We start from the raw sequence: 22,121 nt of genomic DNA, 5'->3' as shown, positions 1-22,121 counted from the left end.
GTGACCTGTCGGCAGGGCAGGCCCGGATAGGTGAGGGTGTCGCGCCTTGATGAGCGAGGCGCCCGCCGTGGAGGGCGGCGGGCGCGCTCTGCCGGCGCCAAGGGGATCGGCACCGGTGTCCTTCGCACCAGCCGGGCGGCTCAGCGCTCGCGGAAGGCCTTGGCGATCTGGTCGTGCAGGGGCTTGGCGATGTATTCCAGCGGCGTGCGGTCCACGGTCTTCACGAACACGTCGGCCTGCATGCCCGCCGCCACGCCGTGGGGCGCCAGCCGTGCCAGCTCCTCTTTCGGCACCGCCAGGCGGATGGTGTAGTAGACGGCCCCCGTCTGCTGGTCGCGGCTGGTGTCGGGGGCGATGCGCTCGACCTTTGCCTTGAGCTCCGGCGTGGTGCGCTGGTTGAAGGCGCGCACCTTCACATGGGCCATCTGGCCGGGCGCGATCTGGTCGATATCGGTGGGGTTCACGCGCGCTTCCACCTGCAGCGTATCCTGGGCCGGCACGATGAGCATGGCCGGCTCCGCCGGGGTCAGCACCCCGCCCACCGTGTGCAGGGCGAGCTGGTGAACATAACCCGTCACCGGCGCGCGGATCTCGATGCGCTTCAGCTGGTCCTCGGCGGTCACGCGGCGCTCGGTGAGCTCCGCAATCTTGCTCTCCACCTCCTGGAGCTCCTGCATGACGTCCTCGCGCAGGCCGGCATCAATCTGGATGATCTGAAGATTGGTCTCCGCGATCTTGCCTTCGGCCTCCGCCACCGCTGCGATGAGCCGTCCCTTCTGCCCGTCCAGCTCGGCGGCGTCGCGCTCCAGAACGGCCTTGCGGCTGATGGAGACGAGGTTCTTCTCATAAAGCCCGCGCACCCCCTCCAGCTCCTCGGCGATGAGCACGCTCTGGCGCGCACTGGCCTCCTGCTGGGCCTTGAGGCCGGCAATCTCGTCGCCCAGCTGTCCGATGCGCTTGATGAGCTGCGCCTTCTGCCCCTCCCGCGCCTCCCGGCGGGCGGAGAAGAGGCGCTCCTCGGCGGCGATCAAGGCGGCGATGTCCGGGGCAGTGCCGCGCGGCTCCAGCTCGGGCACCGGGCCCATGGCCGCGCGGCCGTCGCGTTCCGCCTTGAGGCGCGCGCGGCGGGCGGATAATTCGTCGAGCTGGTTGGAGATCATCTGGAGATTGGCGCGGGGAATGGTGTCGTCGAGGCGCAGCACCACCGCGCCCTGCTGCACCAGGTCCCCCTCGCGCACCTCGAGGGCACCGACGATGCCGCCTGTGGGGTGCTGGATCTTTTTCACATTGCCATCCACCACGAATTGGCCGGGCGCGACCACTGCCCCCGAAAGGGAGGTGGTGACGGCCCACACGCCGACGGTTCCGGCGAACAGGGCGATGGCGGAGCCGCCGGCCAAGGCCAACCGCCGCAGGGCGCGGCTGGCCTCATGGCGGGGATCGTGCGGGCTGCTCATGAGGCCACCTTCGGCTGGGGGATGCGGGAGACGCCGGCCTGTCGCGCCAGGGCTTGCAGAACCTCGTCTTTCGGCCCGTGGCTCTTGATGGCGCCATCGGCCATCACCGCCACCAGGTCGACGCCGGCAATGGCCGCCTGCCGATGGGTGATGACGACGATGATGCCGCCGCGCCCGCGCACGCCCTTCACGGCGGCGGTCAGAGCCGCATCGCCATCCTGGTCGAGGTTGGAATTGGGCTCGTCCAGCACCACCAGGAACGGGTCCCCGTACAGCGCGCGGGCAAGGCCGATGCGCTGGCGCTGGCCGGCGGAAAGGGCCGCCCCACTTTCGCCGATAGGCGTGTCATAGCCCCGCTCCAGGCGCAGGATGAGCTCATGGGCACCGGCTGCGCGCGCCGCTGCGACCACGGCCTTTGAGGCGGCGTCGGGGTCGAAGCGGGCGATGTTCTGCGCCACCGTGCCGTCGAACAGCTCGACATCCTGGGGCAGGTAGCCGATGTGGCGGGCCTCCTCACCCCATTGATCGAGGGCGGCGCCATCGAGGCGCACATCGCCCTTCAGCGCCGGCCACACGCCCACCAAGGCGCGGGCGAGGGTGGACTTGCCGGAGGCGCTGGGGCCGATGATGCCCAGCCCCTGGCCAGCCTTGAGGGTGAGGCTCAGCCCCTTAAGGATGGGCGCCTGCCTGCCGGGCGCGGCGACGATGAGATTTTCGACCGCCAGGTGCCGGCTGGGCGGCGGCAGGGCCAGGGAGCTGCTTGTGGCCAGGGCCGGCATGTCGAGGGTGCGTTTCAGGCGCGCAAGGCTCTGGCGGGCGGCGACGAAGCCCTTCCAGTTGGCCACCGCGATCTCGATGGGCGCGAGGGCGCGGGACGTCATGATAGAGGCTGCGATCATGGCGCCGCCGGAAATCTCCCCCTCAATGGCGAGATAGGCGCCGAGGCCCAGCACCGCCGATTGCAGCGCCATGCGGAACACCTTCGCCGCGGCGCCGGCGGCGCTGGTGATGTCCGCGCCGGCCAGCCAGTCGCGCATGTGCCGGCCGTGAGCCTCAAGCCAGAGGCGGGCGAAGGCGGGGCCCATGCCCATGGCGGTGATGGCCTCCGCATTGCGGCGGCTGGCATTCACCACGCTCTCGCGTACGGCGCGGCTTTCGAGCTGGGCCCGGGTGGCGGCGCGGCTCTTCATCTCGGTGAGCGCGGTGAGGGCCAAGATGACGAGCCCGCCGAACAGCGCCAGCCCGCCGAGCCAGGGATGCAGCAGGAAGCAGCCGGCGATGAAGAGCGGCATCCACGGCATGTCGAACAGAGCGGTGGGGCCGAGGGAGGCCAGGAAGGCGCGGATCTGGTCGAGATCGCGCACCGGCTGGCCCGCCTGTTCCGAGCGCCAGCCGAGCACGGACAGTCGCCGCACCGCCTCGAAGGCGGCGGGGGCGACATCGGCGTCGAAGCGGGCGCCGATGCGGGCCAGCATGCGCACCCGCACCGCATCGAGGAAGCCTTGCAGGGCGAAGGCGCACAGCAGCAGCGCCGACAGGCCGATGAGGGTGGGCACCGAATGGGAGGTCAGCACCCGGTCATAGACCTGGAGCATGTAGAACGAGCCCGACAGCATCAGCAGATTGATGACGGCGGAAAACACGCCGACCGTCGCCAGCGCCCCCCGGCAGGCGGCGAGGGCCGCGCCGACGCGCGAGGCGGGGGAGGGGGAAAGGGGCTTCAAGGGCGATCCTCCGGGGCGGGGGCGCACCGTCTCCTCGCCGGCGCGCGGCGATCGCTCGGGAGGAGGCGGTGCGTGAAAAGGGTGGCCGGCGGCGCGAAAGCCGCCGGCCCATCCTGGCGAGGTGCGGGCCTCAGACCAGGATGCCAAACTGCGACGCGTCGAACCGGCCGGTGCCGGCGATGGAGAAGGTGAGATCGTCATTGGCGCCGATCACGCCGTTGCCGTCCGTATGGCCCAGCACATAGCCATCGGCCGTGTGCGAGAGGATCTCGGCGCCGCTCACGCTTGTGATCTCGAACGGCGTGTCGATCTCCACGCTCCAGCCGGCGGTGGCCTCGCCCCCATTGTGCAGGGTCACGTCGGCCGTAAAGGCCGTGTCGCTGGTCGACAGGTGGGACAGGGCCGCCGTCAGCAGCACGTCGTTCGCCAGTTCGGCGGAGGCGGCCGTGAGGCTCGCCTCGCTGGCGATGGCGGCGCCGTTGACGGTGAGGCCACTGGCGACCGCTTCCGCTCCGCCGGGCGAGGCCTGGAAGCCGAAGGTCACGGGGCATCCCGCATCCACGTCGCTGTTCCAGGCGGCGTTGCGGATCACATAATGGTCGCCCACATGGCTGACGATTTCCGCATTCCAGATGTTGGAAATGTCGAAATCGGCGTCAAAGGCGACGGTCCAGCCGTTGAGATCCGCTTCCGGGGTCAGCGTCATGCTGCCCACGAAGCCCGCGCCCCAATCGTCATTGACGGTGAAGGCGAGCTGGTCACCCGTGCGCGCGGCGTCGTCATTGACGATGGTGCCGGTGGCGCTGCCATCGGCGATGGTGGCCCCGGTGGCGCCGGTGAGCACCACGGTGAAGCGCTCATCGGCTTCCACGGTGGAATCGCCGATCACCGGCACATGGATGGTGGCCTGCGTCTCGCCGGCGGCGATGGTGAAGGTGCCGTCCATGCCGGTATAGTCCACGCCCTCGGTCGCGGTGCCGCCGGCGGTGTGATAGCTCACGGTGATGGCCTCCTCGGAGGCGGCCGAGAGGCTCACGGTGAAGGCAAGGGTGCCCGCCGCGCCGGCCTCCCCCTCCGCCGCCTGGGCATCGGCGATGGAGAGGCTGGGCACACCGGGGCCGGCGCCGTCATCGTCGGCGATGGTCGCGACGCCTTCCGCGATGCCGATCACCGCGCCGTCCGCATCGGTGAGCACCAGGGAGAAATGCTCGTTGCCCTCCACCGCCGTGTCGGCGGTCACGGGGATGCTGACCACCTTGGTGGTCTCCCCCGCCGCGAAGGTGATGGTGCCGCTCGATGCGGTGAAATCGCTGGAATCCGCGGTGCCGGCAACGGTGTGATAATCCACCGTGACGGTTTCGCTCGCCGCCTGCGAGAGGGAGATCACGAACAGCGCGGCGTTGGCATCCCCGCTTCCCACGTCGCCCGAGCCGTCGCCGAGGTCGAACTCGATGGGTTCGAGATAAGCGAGCTTTTCCGTGTGCACGGTGCGCCAGTCGTCGGCCAGGATGCCGCCGGTGTCGCCCGAATTGGGGTTCCACGACCAATAGGTCCAGCTGATGCCCTCGTCGCCGGCCGGAATGTCGGTGGTGCCGTCATTGTTAAAGTCACCGGACAGATAGGAGGTCAGGGCCTCCAGCCAGGGCGCGTCCTTGGGGTCCTCCAGCTTGGTGCCAAACTCGCCGATATAGACCGGCGCGATGTTTTCTTCGTAGATATAGCCCCACATCTCCCGGAACTTCTCCGGCAGATCCGCCGCGAAGTCGGACGACTGGAACCAGGGCTGGGCATAGACGGAATTGCCATAGTCATGGGCCGAATAGACCAGCTTGTTGTCCACTTCGAGCGCGATGGGCCGGTCGCGCACGCCCATGAGATTGCCGCCCCACCAATAGCTTTCGCCTTCATAGGTGCCCACGCCCTCCACGAAGATGAGCCAGTTGGAATTCACCTCGCCAATGGCATTGCCGGCGCGCTCGGCCGCCGCCGCCCAGTCGGTGGCGCCGCCGCCGCCCCAGGTGCCGTTGTAAGGCTCGTTGTGCAGATCGGCGCCGATGACGGCGGAATTGTCCGCATAGCGCTCGGCCAGCATCTGCCAGTCGGAGATCCATTGGGCCTCGGAATGCGCGGCGTCATACCAAAGGCCATTCTCGGACGTGCCGGCGCCCGAGGATGAGCGATGGTGGTCCAAAATGATCTTCATGCCGATCTCGTCGGCATAGTCCACGATCTTGTCCATGATCTCCAGGGGCGTGAGGCCCTGAAGATCGGGATTCTGCGAGTAATCGATGCCCGACGCCGTGGTGGCATGCAGCATGTCGGAGGAGAAGGGCAGGCGGATGGTGTTGAAGCCCAGCTCCTTCATCTGGTCCATCATGTCGGTATAGCTGCGGGTCCACAGGCCGTTCGGGGAATTGTTCGTGCCCTCGAAGCCGAACCAGTTGACACCCGCGATCTTCACCGAATTGCCGTCGGCATCCACGATCTGGTTGCCGGAGGTGGAGAACCAGCCATCGGCCGCATCGCCCGATCCGGTGCCGGGATTGCCCTCCACCACCGTGGTGCCGGACACCGAGACGGTGGGCAGCACGGCGGGCGGGGCGACATCGTCATTGGTGATAGTGCCGGTGGCGCTGGCATCGGCCAAAGTCGCGCCGGAAGGGGAGGAGAGGCTGAGCGTGAGCGTCTCATTGCCTTCCACCGCGGTGTCGCCGTGCACGGCCACGCGGATGGTCTTTTCCGTCTCGCCGGCGGCGAAGGTGAGGCTGCCGCTCTTCGCGACATAGTCCTCGCCCGCAGTGGCGCTGCCGTCGGCGGTGGCGAAATGCACGCTGACATCGGACGCGGAGGCCGCCGACAGGCTCACCGTGAAGGTGAGATAGGAGGTGCCGTCATCGCCTTCGGTCACCTGGGCGTCGGTGATGGCGAGGGCGGGCAGCTCCGGCGTGGGATCACCGCCGCCGTCCACGGCCGTGCCGTTGAGGACGAAATCGCTCACGGTGGCGGTGGCGCCGCCCGGGGAGGCCTGGAAGCCGAAGCTCACCTCGCCAGCAGCGGCCACGGTGCCGTTCCAGGCGGCGTTGCGGATCACATAATGATCGCCCACATGGCTGACGATCTCCGCATTCCAGATGTTGGAGATCTCGAATGGGGCGTCGAACGCCACGGTCCAGCCATCGAGGGCGGCCTGGGCGGTCAGCGTCATGTCGCCCACGAAGCCGGCGGTCCAGTTGTCGCGGACGCTGAAGCTGATGGTGTCGGTGCTGTTGGTGTCGTCGTTCATGATGGTTCCGGTAGTGGTGGCGAGGCTGGCGCCGCTCGCGTCGGAGAGCGTCAGCGTAAGGCGCTCGTCGGCTTGTGCCGTCGTGGCGCCGATGACGGGGATGGGGACCTCCGCCCGGATTTCGCCCGGCGCGAAGGTGAGGGGCCGGATTGGGCGACCTAGCCGCTGCCGGCGGTGGCGTGCGCGGCGTCGCCGGATGGCGGCGCGCCGGTGCCGGCCGCGGTGGGCCAGCGCCCGGTGGCGATGGTGCGGTGCGCGATGACCAGCGTCTCCGGCAGCGCAGTGAGGCCGAGCTGCGACCAGACATGGTCTTCCCGCGCCTGGGAGCCGGTGAAGAGGAAGGTGCCGGCGGACAGCTCCGCCATCTTCATGTGGCGCGGGACAGGGGGCTGGCCGGTGGCCGGGTCGCCGATGACGGAACCCCCGGTTCTGTCCATCGTGAACAACTGCTCGCGGCTGCCGTAAGTGCGGCAGTCCCCCACGTCGGTGGCGGGATCGAAGGTGACGCGGTCCAGCTGCCCCGCCTTACGGGAGCGGGCATAGACCGTGTGCGGGGCCGCCTCCTGGCCCTGTTTCGACGCCAGGGTGCCGCTGAGGCCCATGCGCAGATGGTGGTTTTTCACCGGCACGAAGCTGTCCACGGTGAGCCGGCCGAGCGACACGCCCTCGATCGGCACCGCCCGTCCGCTCCCGGGATCGGTGAAGGCGAGGCCCTCGGCCCGGTCCTCGACGATCAGGTCGTGAACGGAAGAGGAGCCGAGATCCAGCTGGTCCGCCGTGGGGTCGAACCCGGTGATGGTGCTGAGCGGGCCATTGGTGGGCAGTGTCACGGAACCGATGCGACCCGGCTGGCCCGCCGCGCTCGCGCCCGGCAGACCTTCAGGACCGCGCGCAGAAGTGTTCGCCATGTCCATCGCTGTGGTGCTCCGTTTCCTGTCTCGAAGCGAGCAGATGGCATGTCTTCCCCAGATGATCATCGCGCCGGGCCGCGCTAGTCGATGAGCGCGGCAGAAAAGTCGATGATCGTGGCAGGTGGCCCCATGGGCTGGCCCCGCGCACCAAAGGCGGCGATGGCGCCGGCGCGGCCTTTTTGTGGCGGGATTCGAGCAATTGACGCTGGTGGCGCTGGTGAATACTGATCGATGGGGGAGGTCGTCCGCATGCTGGGCGGCCCGGAGGGGCTGCGGTGGACGCTGGCGGAGTAACGGCAGGGGCGGCCATCGCGCCGACGCGAGAGCCGCGAGCCTCATTCTGGACCGCGCAACTGGTCGGCTGGGGCCTGTTCGCCGTGGTGGACCTGGTGAACCGCCAGCTGCTCTATGGTGCGCTGCCGGAAGCGGTGGTGCTCACCCTTATTGCCTATGCCGCGTGGGTGCTCCTGTCCGCGGGCCTGCGCTGGCTCTACGGGCGGTTGTGCGCCGAGGGCCAGCTGAACCTGCGCACGGTGGGCCTTGTGACGCTGTTCTCGCCGCTTGCGGCGGGGCTTGGGCTCGCGGGTATCGGCGTGGTGCGGAGCGCCTTGGGGTGGCGCGTTCCCGATTGGGATCCCCTGGAGCAGGTGATCCTGCCCCTCGCGCACTATAGCCTGGCCTTCCTGGCCTGGAGCATCTGCTATTTCTGGGTGCGGGCGGAGCAGGCCAGGCAGCGCGCGCGTGAGCGGGCGGTGGCGGCGCGGATGGACGCGCTGAAGGCCGAGATCCGCTCCCTTCAGCTTCAGCTCGATCCGCACTTCCTGTTCAACGCCCTCAATGGACTGGCGGAGGAGGTGCCGGAACATCCCGATGCCGCCTTGGCCATGATCCGCGACCTCACCCAATATCTGCGCCACCTGCTGGCGGGCATTCGCCACCCGGTGGTGTCGGTCGCGGCGGAGGTGGAGGGACTTTCCGCCTATCTGCGCATCCAGAAGGCGCGCTTCGGCGAGCGGGTGCAGGCGGTGGTAGAGACGGATCCAGCGGTCGCCTCCTGGCCGATCGCCAACCTGCTGCTGCAGCCTTTGGTGGAAAACGCCTTCGAGCACGGCGACCGCTCGCGGCGGCTGGACGTGCGCGTGGCGGTGGCGGCGGAGGGGCAGGCGCTGCGGGTGGAGGTGTCGAACACCGGCCGCCTCGCTGCCGCGGGGGGTGCCGCGCGCCATCATGGCATCGGCCTTGCGAATGTGTGGCGGCGGCTTGACGTCCATTATCCCGGCCGCCACACTTTTGCGCTGCAGCAGGCCCCCGGTGATGATGGCGCGCCCGGCGGAGGGCGCGTCGTCGCCGTGCTGCGACTGGAGGGGGAGCCGTGCTCCGCGTTCTGATTGCCGATGACGAGCCGCTGGCGCGGCGCGCCATGCGCCGCCTGGCGGCCGGGCGGGACGATGTGGAAATCGTCGGCGAGGCGGAGAGCGTGGCGCAGACGCTGGAGCTGATCGCCGCCACCCGGCCCCACCTTGTCTTCCTGGACATTCGCCTGAATGGCGGGGATGGCTTCGACCTGCTGGCGGCGGTGGACGAGCCGCCGAAGGTGATCTTCGTCACCGCCCATGCCGAATATGCGGTGGAGGCGTTCGCCGTGGATGCGGTGGACTATCTGCTGAAGCCGGTCGCGCCCGAGCGCTTCCATGCTGCCCTCGACCGCGTGCAACGCCAGCTCTCCGGCGAGCGCAGGGAGACCGGCGAGTTGATCGAGCTGCGATCCGCCAACCGCGTGGTGTTCTCGGCGGTGGCGGACATCGTGGCGGTGCGCGCGGAGGGGGATTTCAGCCATGTCCTCCTGTCCGCGCGGCCGGCGGTCATGATGCTGCGCAGCCTAGGCCAGTTCGAGACGCTGCTGCCGTCGCCCCCCTTCTTCCGGTTGGGGCGTTCGCTCATCGTCAATCGGGACCGCGTGCGCAGCGTCGATGCCCGCAGCCGCGATGCGGTGCGCGTGACCCTGCTGGGATTGGTGGAACCCCTTATTATCGGCCGGGCCGCCGCGGCACGCCTGCGCGAGGCCATGGACGGGGCGACCGGCGCGGGCCCGGAGGGCTGAGGCCACGCTGTCGGGGCAGGGGACGCCCCCCGTTTGGATCCCTCTCATCACCCGCGCCAAGGGTGCCTGAATGCAGCGGTTCCGCCTCTCAGGCGCGCTTGAGCCGTTGCGGGACACTATTCCGGTCGCACTCCAGCCGCGCGGCGCCCGTGCCGGAGCACGCCCGCTTGGGCCGGGATGCGGTGCTCAGGCTGCTTCAGCTTTTCATGGAGACGTCGAAGCCACCTATCCTTCTGTTTTCGTGCGTATCCTTTATGCGAACCGGTTCCCGCGGCGCGCGGAAGGGCTCTAGGCGCCGGCGTCCTTCAGCCGGCGCGCGGCGGCCCGGCCGAGGGAGAGGCAATGGGCCTGCGGCCCGAGCACCAGCCGCGCGCGGCCGCCTTCCATGTTCTCCACCCGCTGCACCTGCCCCATATTGACGATGAGCGAGCGGCTGAGGCGGCGAAAGGGCGGGTCGGGCAGCTCGGCCTCGAACTGGCCGAGCAGGCGGCAGACCAGCAATTCCTTCTCGTCGCTCACGAGGATGCGGGTGAAATCCCCTTCCGCCGTGAGGGAGAGAATGCGGCTCTGCGCCACCATCACGTGCCGGCCTGGCATCTGGATGCGCAGCTTGCGCTCCTGGTCGGCCCGGTGGGCGCGCCGCTCGCGCAGGCGCTGGAGGGTGAGGGCGAGGCGTTCCGGCTCCACCGGCTTCAGCAGATAGTCCGCCGCCTCCACCGCGAAGGCTTCCACCGCATAGCTGCTATAGGCGGTGACGAACACGATATCCGGCCTCACCTCGCCCTGGGTGAGAACCTCGAAGCCCTTGCCGTCCCCCAGCTCCACATCGAGGAACAGGATGTCCGGGCGCACGCTGGCAAGGCTGTCGCGCGCTTCCGCGAGGCTGCCGGCCTCGCGCGCCACCATCAGGTCCGGATGGGCCGAAAGGAGCCGCTTGAGGCTGCGGCGGGCCGGCGGCTCGTCGTCCACCACCATCACGCGAAGCATATGGGTCCCTTGAGGCTCATGCGGGCCACCACCAGCGGCCCTTCCTGGCCAATGGCGAGGTGGTGCCCGCCCGGATAATGCAGCTCCAGCCGGCGGCGGATGTTGACGAGGCCGAGCCCCGAGCCGGGGCCGCTGCGCGGCGCATAGGTGCCCGGATTGGTGATGACCACCGACAGAACATCCTCATGCCGCCGCACGGCGACATCGATCCGCAGGGGCGCGCCGGTGGTGGGCCTAAGCCCATGCTTCACCGCGTTTTCCAGCAGCCCCTGGAGGATGAGGTGCGGCACCGGGAAGTCTCCGGCCTGCGGGTCGAGATCGACGGTGCAGGTCAGGCAATCGTCGAAGCGCAGCTCCTGGATGCGCAGATACGAGCGCGCCGCCTCGATCTCGTCGGCGAGGGGGCAGACGGAGCGCTCCTTGTGGTCGAGGCAATAGCGCATGTAGCCGGCGATCCGCCGCACCATTTCCAGCGCGATTTCGGGCCGCTCGGGGATTTCGGCGGTCAACGTGTTCAGGGCGTTGAACAGGAAGTGCGGATCGAGCTGCACCTTGAGCTGCTGCAGCTCCGCCCGCGCGGCCGCCGATTGCGCCTCGCTGCGCCGAAGATGCTCGGTGCGCGCGGCCACATCTGCGGTCAACCAGAAATAGCCCAGCGCCCAGCCCAGGAAGATGCTGGTGTAATACAGCATCGGCACGATGCGGCCGCCGAAGGCCCGCTGGAACTCCCCTTGGGAGAAGGACAGGGCCCGCAGCCCTTCCGCCGCCGCCATCTCCACTGCCCCGCCCGCGATGGCGGCGACGATGACCAGAGGAATGAGCCGAAACGCGGGAAATTGCGGCCGCGGCCGGCGGCTGAGGAATTCGTGGGCGAGGCTGGTGAGCACGAAGCCGATGGAATCCAGCAGCAAGGTGAGGATCACGGCGTCCGCGAAGCTGCCGAAGAACAGCGTTCGCGTGGCGATGCCGAGCATGGAGATGAAGAGCCAGGCGGCGAGATTGGCCTTCCAGAAGGGCGTGGACAAGGCCCCCGTCCCCGGGATGGGCACGCCCGCCTGCTGTCTGTCTGGCCACCCGCCCGCGACCGTCATCGGCAATTCCGCCCCGCGCCCCGGGCGCGCCCTTGTGCGCCCGGCCTGTGTGCCTGCTCCCCTGTGTTAGTGCATGGCTGGCGGGTCTGCCAAGGTGTCTGGAGTGTCCAGCCCGCAGGGCGGCTCACTCGCCATCGGGCAGGGCGAACACCGTGAGCTGGCCGCCCAGCGCGGTGTAGCTGTTGAGCGCCGCATAGGCCTCGTTGGCGCCCGAGCCGTCATCCGGATCGGTCAGCCCGGCGGCAAGGCCGATGCCGGCCCAGCCGCCCACACCGGACAGCACCGCGATATATTGCCGGCCCTTATACATGTAAGTGGTGACGTTGCCGACGATGCCGGAAGGGGTCTTGAAGCGGTAGAGCTCCTTGCCCGTGCGCGCATCCACGGCCTTCAGATAGCCTTCCAGCGTGCCGTAGAAGACCACGTCGCCGGCGGTGGCGAGCGCACCCGACCAGACCGAGAACAGCTCCGGATTGGACCATGCGGGCGCCCCTTTCGCATCGTCCCAGGCGATGAAGGCGCCGGTGCGTCCATCGCCGCCGGGCGCGGGATACATTGAGAGGGTGGCGCCGACATAAGGCTGGCCGGCGGTGTAGTCCACGTGGAACGGCTCGTAATCCATGCACATATGGCTGGTCGGCACGTAGAAGAGCCGGGTTTTCGGGGAATAGGCCGCGGGCTGCTGGTTCTTGGTGCCGAGGGCGGCGGGGCAGATGCCGGAATAGGTCTCGTCCTCGCCCCGCGCCTGGGTGGAATAGGCCTCGTTCACCTGCGGGCGGCCATAGGTGGGGCTCGCTTTGTCCAGGTCGATGCGCGAGGCCCAGTTCACCGCGGTGTCGTACTTCTCCGCCCGCAGCAGGGCGCCGGTCTCGCGGTTCAGGGTGTAGGCGAAGCCGTTGCGGTCGAAATGGGTGAGGAGGGGCGTGGGCTTTCCATCCACCGGCTGGTCGGTGAGGATCATCTCGTTGACGCCGTCATAGTCCCACTGGTCGTGGGGCGTCATCTGGTAGACCCATCGCGCCATGCCCGTATCCGCGTCGCGGGCGAAGATGGACTGGCTCCATTTATTGTCGCCCGGCCGCTGGGTGGGGTTCCAAGTGGAAGGGTTCGCGGTGCCGTAATAGATGAGGTTCAGCTTCGGGTCGTAGGCGAACCAGCCCCAGGTGGCGCCGCCTCCGGTCTTCCACTGGTCGCTCTCCCAGGTCTTGAGGGAAGAATCCTTGCCGATGGGGCGGCCCAGCTCCGTGGTTTTTTCCGGGTCCACCAGCATGTCTTGGTCGGGCCCGGTGGAATAGGCGCGCCACAGGCGCTTGCCATCCTTCAGGCTGTAGGCGGTGAGGTGGCCGCGCGCGCCGAACTCCGCTCCGGCGATGCCGACAATCAGCTTGTCTTTCACCGGCATGACGGTGGCGGTGTTGGATTCGCCCATCTTCGGGTCGCCATTCACGGCCGACCACCTTTTTGCGCCGGTGCGGGCGTCGAGGGCGACGATGGTCGTGTCGGCCTGATGCAGGAACACCATGCCCTGGGCATAGGCCAGGCCGCGATAGACGAGGTCGCAGCACATGACGCCGGCCACCTCGCGGGATTGCCGCGGCTCGTATTTCCACAGGATGCGGCCGTCATGGTCCAGATCGAGGGCATAGACCACGTTGGGGAAGGGCGTGTGCACATACATGACGCCGTCGACGATGAGGGGCGCGCCCTCATGGCCGCGCAGCACGCCGGTGGAAAAGGTCCAGGCCACCTTCAGCCGGCCGACATTGCCGGCATCGATCTGCGCCAGCGGCGAATAGCGCGTGTTGGCGTAATCAAGGGTTTGCAGCACCTGCTCCCGCCCTTCGGCGGTCCGCTCCAGCACGTCGTCATTGGCGTGGGCGCCGCCGGCGAGCGGCATGGCGATGGCAATGGCTGCCAGCGCCAGCCGGCGCTGAGAACGCAGTCTCCGGAAAATGGCCTCATCCTCCCGATTGCCGCGTCTTGAGCGCGCGGCTTTCAGTGTCATGCCACCGGCTCCGGCTTTCGCCCGGCGACGGGTGGGTTCGCTTGAGCGTCGCCAGGGCTGTCGGCCCATGAGGCTGTCCCACGGGGAGCGCTGGCCCTTGCGGCGCAGTGTCGAGGCCCGACTGTGGCGCCCGGCGGGCGGGCGCGCAATATCACGTAACGGAGCCTGGGCGGTTCCGCGCCCGGATCAGGCCACCACGGTGGCGACGGTGGCGTTGAGGACCCGCACCGCATCGCGGGGGTCTAGGCGCACCTGGAGCCCGCGCTGCCCGCCATTGATGAAGACATGGGGGTGGGCCAGGGCCTGTTCCTCCATCACCACCCGCGGCGGGCGCATCTGGCCGAAGGGGCTGATGCCACCCACCTTGTAGCCGGCGATCCGCTCGGCCTCGGCCGGCTTCATCATCTGCGCCGACTTGCCGCCGAAGGCCGCCGCCAGCTTCTTCATGGAGACTTCGCGGTCGGAAGGCACGATCACGCAGGCGGGGCGGCCATCCACCAGGGCCATCAGGGTTTTCAAAACCCGCTCGGGCGCCTCGCCGATGGCCTCGGCCGCCTGCAGCCCGATGCGCTCGGCATCGGGATCGTAATCATAGGTGTGCAGGGTGAAGGCGACTTTCGCCTGTTCCAGCATCTTGGTTGCGCGGGTCGCCTTGGACATGGCCTTGTCGAGAGCGTTGCCGAGCGAAGCGGGAACCGGTTCGCGTGAAGGAAACGCGTAAAAGCAAGAGGACGGACTGTTTCGGCGTGTCCGTGAGACACCGGAACAATCTATTGCCCGCAGGCGCGCCCGCGCAAGCGGTTCAGCGCCAGCCGAGGGCCGGCGCCACGTGCTTCAGGATCATCTCGATGACATGGGCGTTGTAGTCGACGCCGAGCTGGTTGGGCACCGTCAGCAGCAGGGTATCCGCCTCGGCGATGGCCTCATCCTCCGCCAGTTGCTTCACCAGCACGTCGGGCGCGGCGGCATAGCCGCGGCCGAAGATGGCGCGGGTCCGCTCGTCGATGAAGCCCACCTGGTCCTGCTCCTGGCCGCCGCCGCCGAAATAGGCGCGGTCGCGGTCGTCCACCAGAGCAAAGATGCTGCGGCTGACGGAGACGCGGGGCTCGCGGCTGTGGCCGGCCTCCTTCCAGGCGGCGCGATAGGCGCGGATCTGGCTGGCCTGCTGCACATGGAAGGGCAGGCCGCCTTCGTCGTCCTTGAGGGTGGAGCTCTGCAGGTTCATCCCGATGCGGGCGGCCCATTCGGCCGTGGCGTTGGAGCCGGCGCCCCACCAGATGCGTTCCAGCAGCCCTTCCGAATGGGGTTCCAGGCCCAGCAGGCCCGGCGGGTTGGGGAACATGGGGCGCGGGTTGGGCTCGGCGAAGCCCTTGCCGCGCAGCATTTCGAGGAACACCTGGGTGTGGCGCCGGGCCATGTCGGAGGCGTTCTCGCCCTCCGCCGGCGCGTAGCCGAAATAGCGCCAGCCGTCGATCACCTGCTCCGGCGAGCCGCGGCTGATGCCGAGCTGGAGTCGGCCGCCGGCGATGAGGTCGGCCGCGCCCGCGTCCTCGGCCATGTAGAGCGGGTTTTCATAGCGCATGTCGATGACGGCGGTGCCGATCTCGATGCGCCGGGTGCGCGCGCCCACCGCCGCCAGGAGCGGGAACGGGGAGGCCAGCTGCCGGGCGAAGTGGTGGACGCGGAAATAGGCGCCGTCCGCCCCCAGCTCCTCCGCCGCCACCGCCAGCTCGATGGATTGCAGCAGCGCATCCGAGGCCGAGCGCGTCTGCGAGTGGGGGGAGGGCGTCCAGTGCCCGAATGAGAGGAAGCCGATCTTCTTCACGATGCGTCCGCGCGAAGGGGGAGGGGCGCGCAGGCTACGCCGGCCCGCGGGAAAATGCACCCGCGGGCGGCAAGCGATGCCGATATCGTGTTGCCCTGGCCCGTCTCGCCTGGGTGGCCTTCCCGCGGGCGCGGGCCTTCTCAGGCGGCGGCGAGATCCTTCACGAAGGCGTCGACCACATTGCGCAGGTCGCTGGCCTGAGTGGACAGTCCGTTGGACAGGCCCAGCAGTTCGGCGGAGGAGGAGCCGGTGGTTTCCGCCGCCTGACCGACGCCGGTGATGTTCTGCGCCACCTCGCTGGTGCCGGCGGCTGCCTGCTGGCAGTTCTGGGCGATCTCCGAGGTTGCCACCCCCTGCTGCTCCATCGCGCCGGCGATGGCGGTGGCGGTTTCCTTGATGGTGGTGATGACGCGCATGATCTCGGCCATGGACGTCACCGTGCTGTCGGTCGCTTCGCGGATCTCGCGGATCTTGGAGGCGATCTCGTCGGTGGCCTTGGCGGTCTGGTCGGCCAGTTGCTTCACCTCGGTGGCCACCACCGCGAAGCCCTTGCCGGCATCCCCGGCGCGCGCGGCCTCGATGGTGGCGTTCAGGGCCAGCAGGTTGGTCTGGGCGGCGATTTCCCGGATGAGGTCCAGCACCTCGCCAATGTCGACGGCGGCCTTGGCCAGATTGCCGATATGGGCGTTGGAGGTCTCCGCCTCGGTGAACGCCATGTCGGCGACGCTGGCGGAGTGGGCCACCTGCCCGTTGATCTCGCGCACCGAGGCCGCCATCTCTTCCGAGGCGGAAGCCACCGTCTGCACATTGGTGGACGCCTCCTCGGAGGCCGCCGCCACGGCCTGGGCCTGGCGCGAGGTTTCCTCGGCAGTGGCGGACAGGTTCCGCGCCGCCGTCGCCACGTCGCCGGAGGAGTGCACGAAGCCGGCCACCAGTTGCTGCATGTGGGTGACGAATTCCTCGGCCAGCTTGCTGCGGCGAAGGATCTGCGCCTTGGACTTCTCCTCCGCCTCGGCCTGGGCGGCGCGCATGCGGGCCGCCTCCTGCAGCTGGCCGCGCAGGCCGACGAGGGACTTGGCGATGGCGCCGACCTCGTCGTGGCGATCGGCGTGGGGCACCTCCACGTCCAGGTTCCCGTGGCCCAGCGCGGACATGACATTCATGGAATCGGTGACGGGCGCGACGATGAAGCGCCGGGTGATGAGCACCGCCAGCAGCACCACCAGCAGGGTGCCGAGGCCCATGCCCACCGTCACCATCCAGGCGGTGCGGTTGGCGAGGGCGGTGGCAGCCGCGTTCTCCGCTTCCATCGCGGCGGTGAGGCGCTTGTTGATGCCGGTGGTGGAATTGGCGAGGTCGTCGATCTTGGGCGAGCAGGTGGTGCGCATCACCTGGCCGACACGGGCGATGTCCTCGGCGGAGCGGGCGGCGGCGGCGGCGCGCATGACCTCGCCGCAGTCCCCGTCCATGGTCTGCTTCACGCGCTCGACCACCCGCTCCATGTCCGGTGCGAAGGCGGGAGCTTCCGCTTTGATGAGGTCGGTGCGGGTCTTGTAGTCCTTCAGCACCTGCTCGATGAGCCGGTTGGCGGCGGCGTCCTCCTCCGGCGTCTGGCCCACGAGCAGGCGGTAGATGCCGATTTCCACCTGTCGCAGCAGCCGGTTGGAGCGCGCGAGATTGGCGATGGCGGGTGCCGGTCCCTCAATGATGTTCGTGCCGACGGCGTTGATGGCCGTCATCTGGGACGATGCGTAGAGGATCGCGCCGAACGACAGCACGGCCAGCAGCAAGAGAAGGCTGACGACCTTGCCCGTCAGCGACAAGTTCTTGAAAGACATTCCATCCCCCCAGGCCCGCCGAAGCCGGCCGTGAACCGCCCCATGATGGTGTCACGGCCCCTCGCCGCAACACCATGCAGCGCCCCTTGGCGGCGGGAAACCGAATCCACCCCGGCAACACCCGTCGTCCACAAGCTGCGCGGGCGCGGAGCCTAACGGAACGGCGGGGTCGCAGGAAGTCCGTGAAATACCCCATCGCCGGCCGGCGCGCGCATGTCGGGGCGCCTCTCCAGGTCCGGGCGGCGCCCCGGGCGGCCGCTTTACGCCCGCGTTACGCATCCGGCGCGTTTCCACCTATCGCCTTTATGCGGGCGGGGGGTAGCTCCAGCAGCATCGGCAATGGAGCCATCATCATGGAAGCATTCATTTATTTCACCGGCGGGCTGGCCCTCTTCGCGCTCTGCTCCGCCGCTGTCCTGGCTGCGGACCGGTTGTAAGGCGGCGGCGATGCCTTTTGATCTCGTGCTCGGCCTGGGCGCTGCCGCCGCGCTGTTCGTCTACCTGCTCGTGGCGCTGCTGCGCCCGGAACTGTTCTGATGGGGATGGGCATGACCAGCGATCTCATCCAATTCGCCCTTTACCTGGCGGTGCTGACGGCCATCGCCCTTCCGCTCGGCGCCTACATGGCGGCAGTGTTTACGGACAAGGTCCGATTCCTGGCGCCGGTGGAGCGGGCGCTGCTCGGCGCGGCGGGCGCCGGAACCGTGGAGAGCCAGCGCTGGACCGGTTATGCGCTCGCGCTTCTGGCCTTCAATGGAGCCGGCTTCGCGCTCCTGTTCACCATCCTGGTGCTGCAGGGCTACCTGCCCCTCAATCCGCAGGGCTTCGAGGGGCTGGCCGCGCCGCTCGCCTTCAACACGGCCATCTCGTTCGTGACCAACACCAACTGGCAAGCCTATGGGGGCGAAACCACGCTCTCCAATTTCAGCCAGATGGCGGGCCTCACCACCCAAAACTTCCTGTCCGCGGCCACTGGCATGGCGGTGGCGGCGGCGGTGGCGCGCGGGTTCGCGGCGCGCCAGGCGCGGACGATCGGCAACTTCTGGGCCGATCTGGTGCGCGCGACCCTCTATGTGCTGATGCCGGGGGCCGTTCTGCTCGCCCTGGTCTTCGTGGCGTTCGGCATGCCGCAGACCCTTGCCGCCGCGTTCGATGCCACCACGCTGGAAGGGGCACGGCAGACCATCGCCCTTGGTCCGGTGGCGAGCCAGGTGGCCATCAAGCAGCTCGGCACCAATGGCGGCGGCTTCTTCAATGTGAATTCCGCCCACCCGCTGGAGAACCCCGACGCCATCACCAACTTCCTCTCCACCCTCGCCATCCTGGCGCTGCCGGCGGCGTTCTGCTTCACCTATGGCCGCATGGTGGGCGATCGCAGGCAGGGGCGCGCGCTGTTTGCCGCCATGGCGCTGCTGTTCGTGGCCGGCTTCGCCGCCATCTACGCGGCCGAGGCGGCCGGCAATCCGCAACAGGCGGGGCTCGTCATCGCCGGCGCGGGCAACATGGAGGGCAAGGAGGTGCGCTTCGGCGTGCTCGGCTCGTCCCTGTGGGCGGCGGCCACCACCGCCGCGTCCAATGGCTCGGTGAACGCGATGCATGACAGCTTCACCTCGCTGGGCGGGCTGGTGGCCATGCTCAACATGCAGCTGGGCGAGGTGGTGTTCGGCGGGGCGGGCGTGGGGCTCACGGGCATGCTGCTGTTCGTCATCCTCACCGTGTTCCTGGCCGGCCTGATGGTGGGGCGCACGCCGGAATATCTGGGCAAGAAGATCGAGGCCCGCGAGATCAAGCTCGCGGCCCTGACGCTCCTCGTCATGCCCCTTGGCGTGCTGGTGCTGGCGGCGCTCTCCATCGCCGCGGGCACCGCCGCGGCCAGCGTGCAGGATGCCGGCCCCCACGGCCTTTCCGAGCTGCTCTATGCCTATTCCTCGGCCACAGGCAACAACGGCTCGGCATTCGCGGGCTTCTCCGCGAACACCGCCTGGCATGACACCTTCCTCGGCATCGCCATGATGCTGGGGCGGTTCGGATACATCATTCCCATCCTCGCCATCGCCGGCAGCCTCGCCGCCAAGAAGACGGCGGCGGCCACGGCAGGCACCTTCCCGACCCATGGCGCGCTGTTCGTGGCGCTTCTCCTCGCCACCATCCTCATCATCGGCGCGCTCACCTTCCTGCCAGTCCTCGCCCTCGGCCCCATCGCCGAGCAGGTGTCGCTGCTGGCGGGCAGAACCTTTTGAGGCCCCACATGAGCAAGCATTCTCCCGCCGAGCTCGGCCTGTTCGCGCCGCGCATCATCCTGCCGGCCATGGGCCACGCCTTTCGCAAGCTGGATCCGCGCGCGCTGGCGCGCAATCCGGTCATCTTCTCCACCGCGCTTGTCAGCCTCGTCGCGACCATCCTGGTGGCGCGCGAGGGGCTGCGCGGCGGGCCGGCCTTCGCCATTGGCCTCCAGATCACGGTTGGGCTGTGGTTCACGGTGCTGTTCGCCAACTTCGCCGAGGCGGTCGCGGAGGGGCGGGGCAAGGCCCGGGCCGACGCCTTCCGCGCCACCAGATCCGCGGCGCGGGCCAAGGTGCTCGCCGATCCGGCGGACCGCTCCGCCATCACTGAAAAGGACATTGAGAGGGTGGAGGCGGGTGCCTTCATCCTGGTGGAGGCGGGCGACATCGTCCCCACCGATGGCGAGGTGGTGGAGGGTGTCGCCAGCGTGGACGAAAGCGCCATCACCGGCGAGAGCGCGCCGGTGATCCGCGAATCCGGCGGCGACCGCTGCTCGCTCACGGGCGGCACGCGGCTTGTGTCCGACTGGCTGGTGGTGCGCGTCACCGCCCGGCCCGGCGAGACGTTCCTCGATCGCATGATCGCCCTGGTGGAAGGGGCAAAGCGGCAGAAGACGCCCAACGAGATCGCCCTCGACATTTTGCTGGCGGGGCTCACCCTGGTGTTCCTGCTGGTGGTGGTGACGCTGCCGGCCTTCGCATCGTGGTCGGGCACGCAGATTCCGCTGGTCTATCTGGTGGCGCTGTTCGTCACCCTCATCCCCACCACCATTGGCGGGCTCATCTCGGCCATCGGCATTGCCGGCATGGACCGGCTGGTGAAGGCCAATGTCATCGCCAAGTCCGGCCGCGCCGTGGAAGCGGCGGGAGACATTGATGTGCTGCTGCTGGACAAGACCGGCACCATCACTTTCGGCAACCGCATGGCGGACGCCTTCGAGCCGGCCCCCGGCGTCAGCGAGCGGGAGTTGGCGGAGGCCGCGCTCCTCGCCTCGCTCGCCGATGAGACGCCCGAGGGCAAGTCCATCGTCGATCTCGCCGGCCGGCGCTTCAGCCTCGATGCCGGCGGGGCGGAGGCGGCGGAGTTCGTGCCCTTCAGCGCCCACACCCGCATGTCGGGGGTGGACCTGAAGGGCGGCGCGGTGATCCGCAAGGGCGCCTCGGACGCCATGGCCGCCTTCACGGGCGCCGCCTTGCATCCGGCGGTGGACCAGATCGTGAAGCGCATCGGCTCTTCGGGCGGCACGCCGCTGGTGGTGGCCCGCGACACGCGGGTGCTGGGTGTCATCCACCTCAAGGACGTGGTGAAGCCGGGCATCCGCGCGCGCTTCGCCGAGCTGCGGCGCATGGGCATCCGCACGGTGATGATCACCGGCGACAACCCGCTGACCGCCGCCGCCATCGCCGCCGAGGCCGGCGTGGACGACTTCCTGGCGGAGGCGACGCCGGAAAAGAAGCTGGAGCTGATCCGCCGCGAGCAGGCGGAAGGCCGCCTCGTCGCCATGTGCGGCGACGGCTCCAATGACGCGCCCGCCCTCGCCCAGGCCGACGTGGGGGTGGCCATGAACTCCGGCACGCCTGCCGCCAAGGAGGCCGGCAACCTCATCGACCTCGACAGCGATCCCACCAAGCTCATCGAGATCGTGATGGTGGGCAAGCAGATGCTCATCTCGCGCGGGGCGCTCACCACCTTTTCGGTGGCGAACGACGTGGCGAAGTATTTCGCCATCCTGCCGGCGCTGTTCGTGGCTGCCTATCCGGGCCTTGCGGCGCTGGACGTGATGGGGCTCGGCTCGCCCCAGTCCGCCATCCTGTCCGCCATCATCTTCAATGCGCTCGTCATCGTCGCGCTCATCCCCATCGCGCTGAAGGGCGTGCGCTACCGGCCGGCGCCCGCCGCCACGCTGCTGGGGCGCAACCTGCTCGTCTATGGCATCGGAGGGCTTGCTGTGCCCTTCCTCGGCATCAAGGCGATCGACCTTCTCGTCGACCTGCTGCATCTCGCGTGAGCGGAGAACAGACATGAACACTTATGCTCGCCCCGCTTTGGTCCTGCTGCTGCTGTTCACGGCACTCACCGGCCTGGCCTATCCGCTCGCTGTCACGGGCCTCGCGCAGGCGGCGTTTCCGCGCGCCGCCAATGGCTCGGTGGTGGAAGCCGGCGGCCGGATAGTGGGGTCGCGCCTCGTGGGCCAGTCGTTCACGTCGGAGCGCTATTTCCATGGCCGCCCCTCAGCCACCACCGCTCCCGATCCGCTGGACCCCGCGAAGAGCCTGGAGAGCCCGTACAATGCCGCGAGCTCCTCGGGCTCCAACCTCGGTCCCAGCTCGGCCGCGCTCGCGGAGGCGGTGAAGGCGCGGGTGGCGGCGCTGGGCGGGGGCCCCGTTCCCGCCGATCTGGTGACCGGCTCGGCCTCCGGGCTCGATCCCGACATCACGCCGGCGGCGGCCGCGTTCCAGGTGATGCGGGTCGCTCGGGCCCGGGGGATCGATGAAGCCCAGGTGCGCACGCTCGTCCGCCGCAATACCATGGGGCGGGCTCTCGGCTTGCTGGGTGAGCCGCGGGTCAATGTCCTGGCGCTCAACCTTGCTCTCGACGCGCTGAAGCCATAGGGCG

Annotated in this window: 16 protein-coding genes; 6 read left to right on the top strand and 10 right to left on the bottom strand. The window is 68.9% G+C overall.

What is annotated here, in order from left to right; translation table 11 throughout:
* Positions 1-140 precede the first annotated feature (140 nt).
* From L0966_RS08420 to L0966_RS08395, 4 genes are all read right to left on the bottom strand, one after another.
* The gene (locus L0966_RS08420) at positions 141-1,457 is read right to left on the bottom strand and encodes an HlyD family type I secretion periplasmic adaptor subunit (RefSeq protein ID WP_234051447.1); all 1,317 of its coding nucleotides are present in this window, start codon (positions 1,455-1,457) and stop codon (positions 141-143) included.
* Positions 1,454-3,181: a type I secretion system permease/ATPase gene (locus L0966_RS08415; RefSeq protein ID WP_234051446.1), complete on the bottom strand. Its 1,728-nt coding sequence runs from the start codon at positions 3,179-3,181 to the stop codon at positions 1,454-1,456. Before L0966_RS08415 ends, L0966_RS08420 begins: the two co-directional genes overlap by 4 nt.
* 130 nt (positions 3,182-3,311) lie before the next feature.
* Entirely contained in the window at positions 3,312-6,464 is a 3,153-nt protein-coding gene (locus L0966_RS08400; RefSeq protein ID WP_255684193.1) for a cellulase family glycosylhydrolase, read from the bottom strand.
* Between the two features lie 158 nt (positions 6,465-6,622).
* The gene (locus tag L0966_RS08395) at positions 6,623-7,372 is read right to left on the bottom strand and encodes a hypothetical protein (RefSeq protein ID WP_234051445.1); all 750 of its coding nucleotides are present in this window, start codon (positions 7,370-7,372) and stop codon (positions 6,623-6,625) included.
* A gap of 278 nt (positions 7,373-7,650) precedes the next feature.
* On the opposite strand from L0966_RS08395, the gene L0966_RS22495 reads away from it, so the two are divergent.
* Together L0966_RS22495 and L0966_RS08380 are read left to right on the top strand one after the other, a co-directional pair.
* A complete protein-coding gene (locus L0966_RS22495) occupies positions 7,651-8,763 on the top strand; it encodes a sensor histidine kinase (protein WP_370640674.1) in 1,113 nt (370 codons plus the stop codon).
* Positions 8,748-9,476 (top strand): LytTR family DNA-binding domain-containing protein, encoded by a 729-nt coding sequence (locus L0966_RS08380; RefSeq protein ID WP_234051444.1) that lies wholly within the window; start codon positions 8,748-8,750, stop codon positions 9,474-9,476. Before L0966_RS22495 ends, L0966_RS08380 begins: the two co-directional genes overlap by 16 nt.
* A 288-nt stretch (positions 9,477-9,764) precedes the next feature.
* Here the strand turns inward: L0966_RS08380 and L0966_RS08375 are convergent, their stop codons facing one another.
* The 6 genes from L0966_RS08375 to L0966_RS08350 form a co-directional block, all read right to left on the bottom strand.
* A complete protein-coding gene (locus L0966_RS08375) occupies positions 9,765-10,463 on the bottom strand; it encodes a LytTR family DNA-binding domain-containing protein (protein ID WP_234051443.1) in 699 nt (232 codons plus the stop codon).
* Complete coding sequence (locus L0966_RS08370) at positions 10,451-11,488, bottom strand: sensor histidine kinase (RefSeq protein WP_234051442.1); 1,038 nt, start codon at positions 11,486-11,488, stop codon at positions 10,451-10,453. Before L0966_RS08370 ends, L0966_RS08375 begins: the two co-directional genes overlap by 13 nt.
* A gap of 190 nt (positions 11,489-11,678) precedes the next feature.
* Complete coding sequence (locus L0966_RS08365; RefSeq protein WP_234051677.1) at positions 11,679-13,451, bottom strand: methanol/ethanol family PQQ-dependent dehydrogenase; 1,773 nt, start codon at positions 13,449-13,451, stop codon at positions 11,679-11,681.
* A gap of 294 nt (positions 13,452-13,745) precedes the next feature.
* Complete coding sequence (ybaK, locus tag L0966_RS08360) at positions 13,746-14,219, bottom strand: Cys-tRNA(Pro) deacylase (protein WP_234051441.1); 474 nt, start codon at positions 14,217-14,219, stop codon at positions 13,746-13,748.
* A gap of 142 nt (positions 14,220-14,361) precedes the next feature.
* Complete coding sequence (locus L0966_RS08355; protein WP_234051440.1) at positions 14,362-15,384, bottom strand: LLM class flavin-dependent oxidoreductase; 1,023 nt, start codon at positions 15,382-15,384, stop codon at positions 14,362-14,364.
* Positions 15,385-15,524: 140 nt separating this feature from the next.
* Positions 15,525-17,222 (bottom strand): methyl-accepting chemotaxis protein, encoded by a 1,698-nt coding sequence (locus L0966_RS08350; protein ID WP_234051439.1) that lies wholly within the window; start codon positions 17,220-17,222, stop codon positions 15,525-15,527.
* Positions 17,223-17,669: 447 nt separating this feature from the next.
* Here L0966_RS08350 and L0966_RS08345 point away from each other — a divergent pair, with 447 nt between their 5' ends.
* Genes L0966_RS08345 through kdpC form a run of 4 tightly spaced genes read left to right on the top strand, consistent with a single transcriptional unit; the run spans position 17,670 to position 22,117 of the window.
* A complete protein-coding gene (locus tag L0966_RS08345) occupies positions 17,670-17,759 on the top strand; it encodes a potassium-transporting ATPase subunit F (protein WP_234051438.1) in 90 nt (29 codons plus the stop codon).
* Between the two features lie 11 nt (positions 17,760-17,770).
* Positions 17,771-19,462, top strand: coding sequence for a potassium-transporting ATPase subunit KdpA (gene kdpA, locus L0966_RS08340; protein ID WP_234051437.1), 1,692 nt, complete (start codon positions 17,771-17,773; stop codon positions 19,460-19,462).
* An 8-nt stretch (positions 19,463-19,470) separates the two neighbouring features.
* A complete protein-coding gene (kdpB, locus tag L0966_RS08335; protein WP_234051436.1) occupies positions 19,471-21,513 on the top strand; it encodes a potassium-transporting ATPase subunit KdpB in 2,043 nt (680 codons plus the stop codon).
* Between the two features lie 13 nt (positions 21,514-21,526).
* Positions 21,527-22,117, top strand: a complete 591-nt coding sequence (gene kdpC, locus L0966_RS08330) for a potassium-transporting ATPase subunit KdpC (RefSeq protein ID WP_234051435.1) — start codon at positions 21,527-21,529, stop codon at positions 22,115-22,117.
* Positions 22,118-22,121: the final 4 nt, after the last annotated feature.

It is taken from the genome of Xanthobacter sp. NM-59, from assembly GCF_021401125.1.
GTDB lineage: Bacteria > Pseudomonadota > Alphaproteobacteria > Rhizobiales > Xanthobacteraceae > Xanthobacter.
Note: the sequence above shows the minus strand (reverse complement) of the source record. Positions and strands in the feature narration are given on the sequence as shown.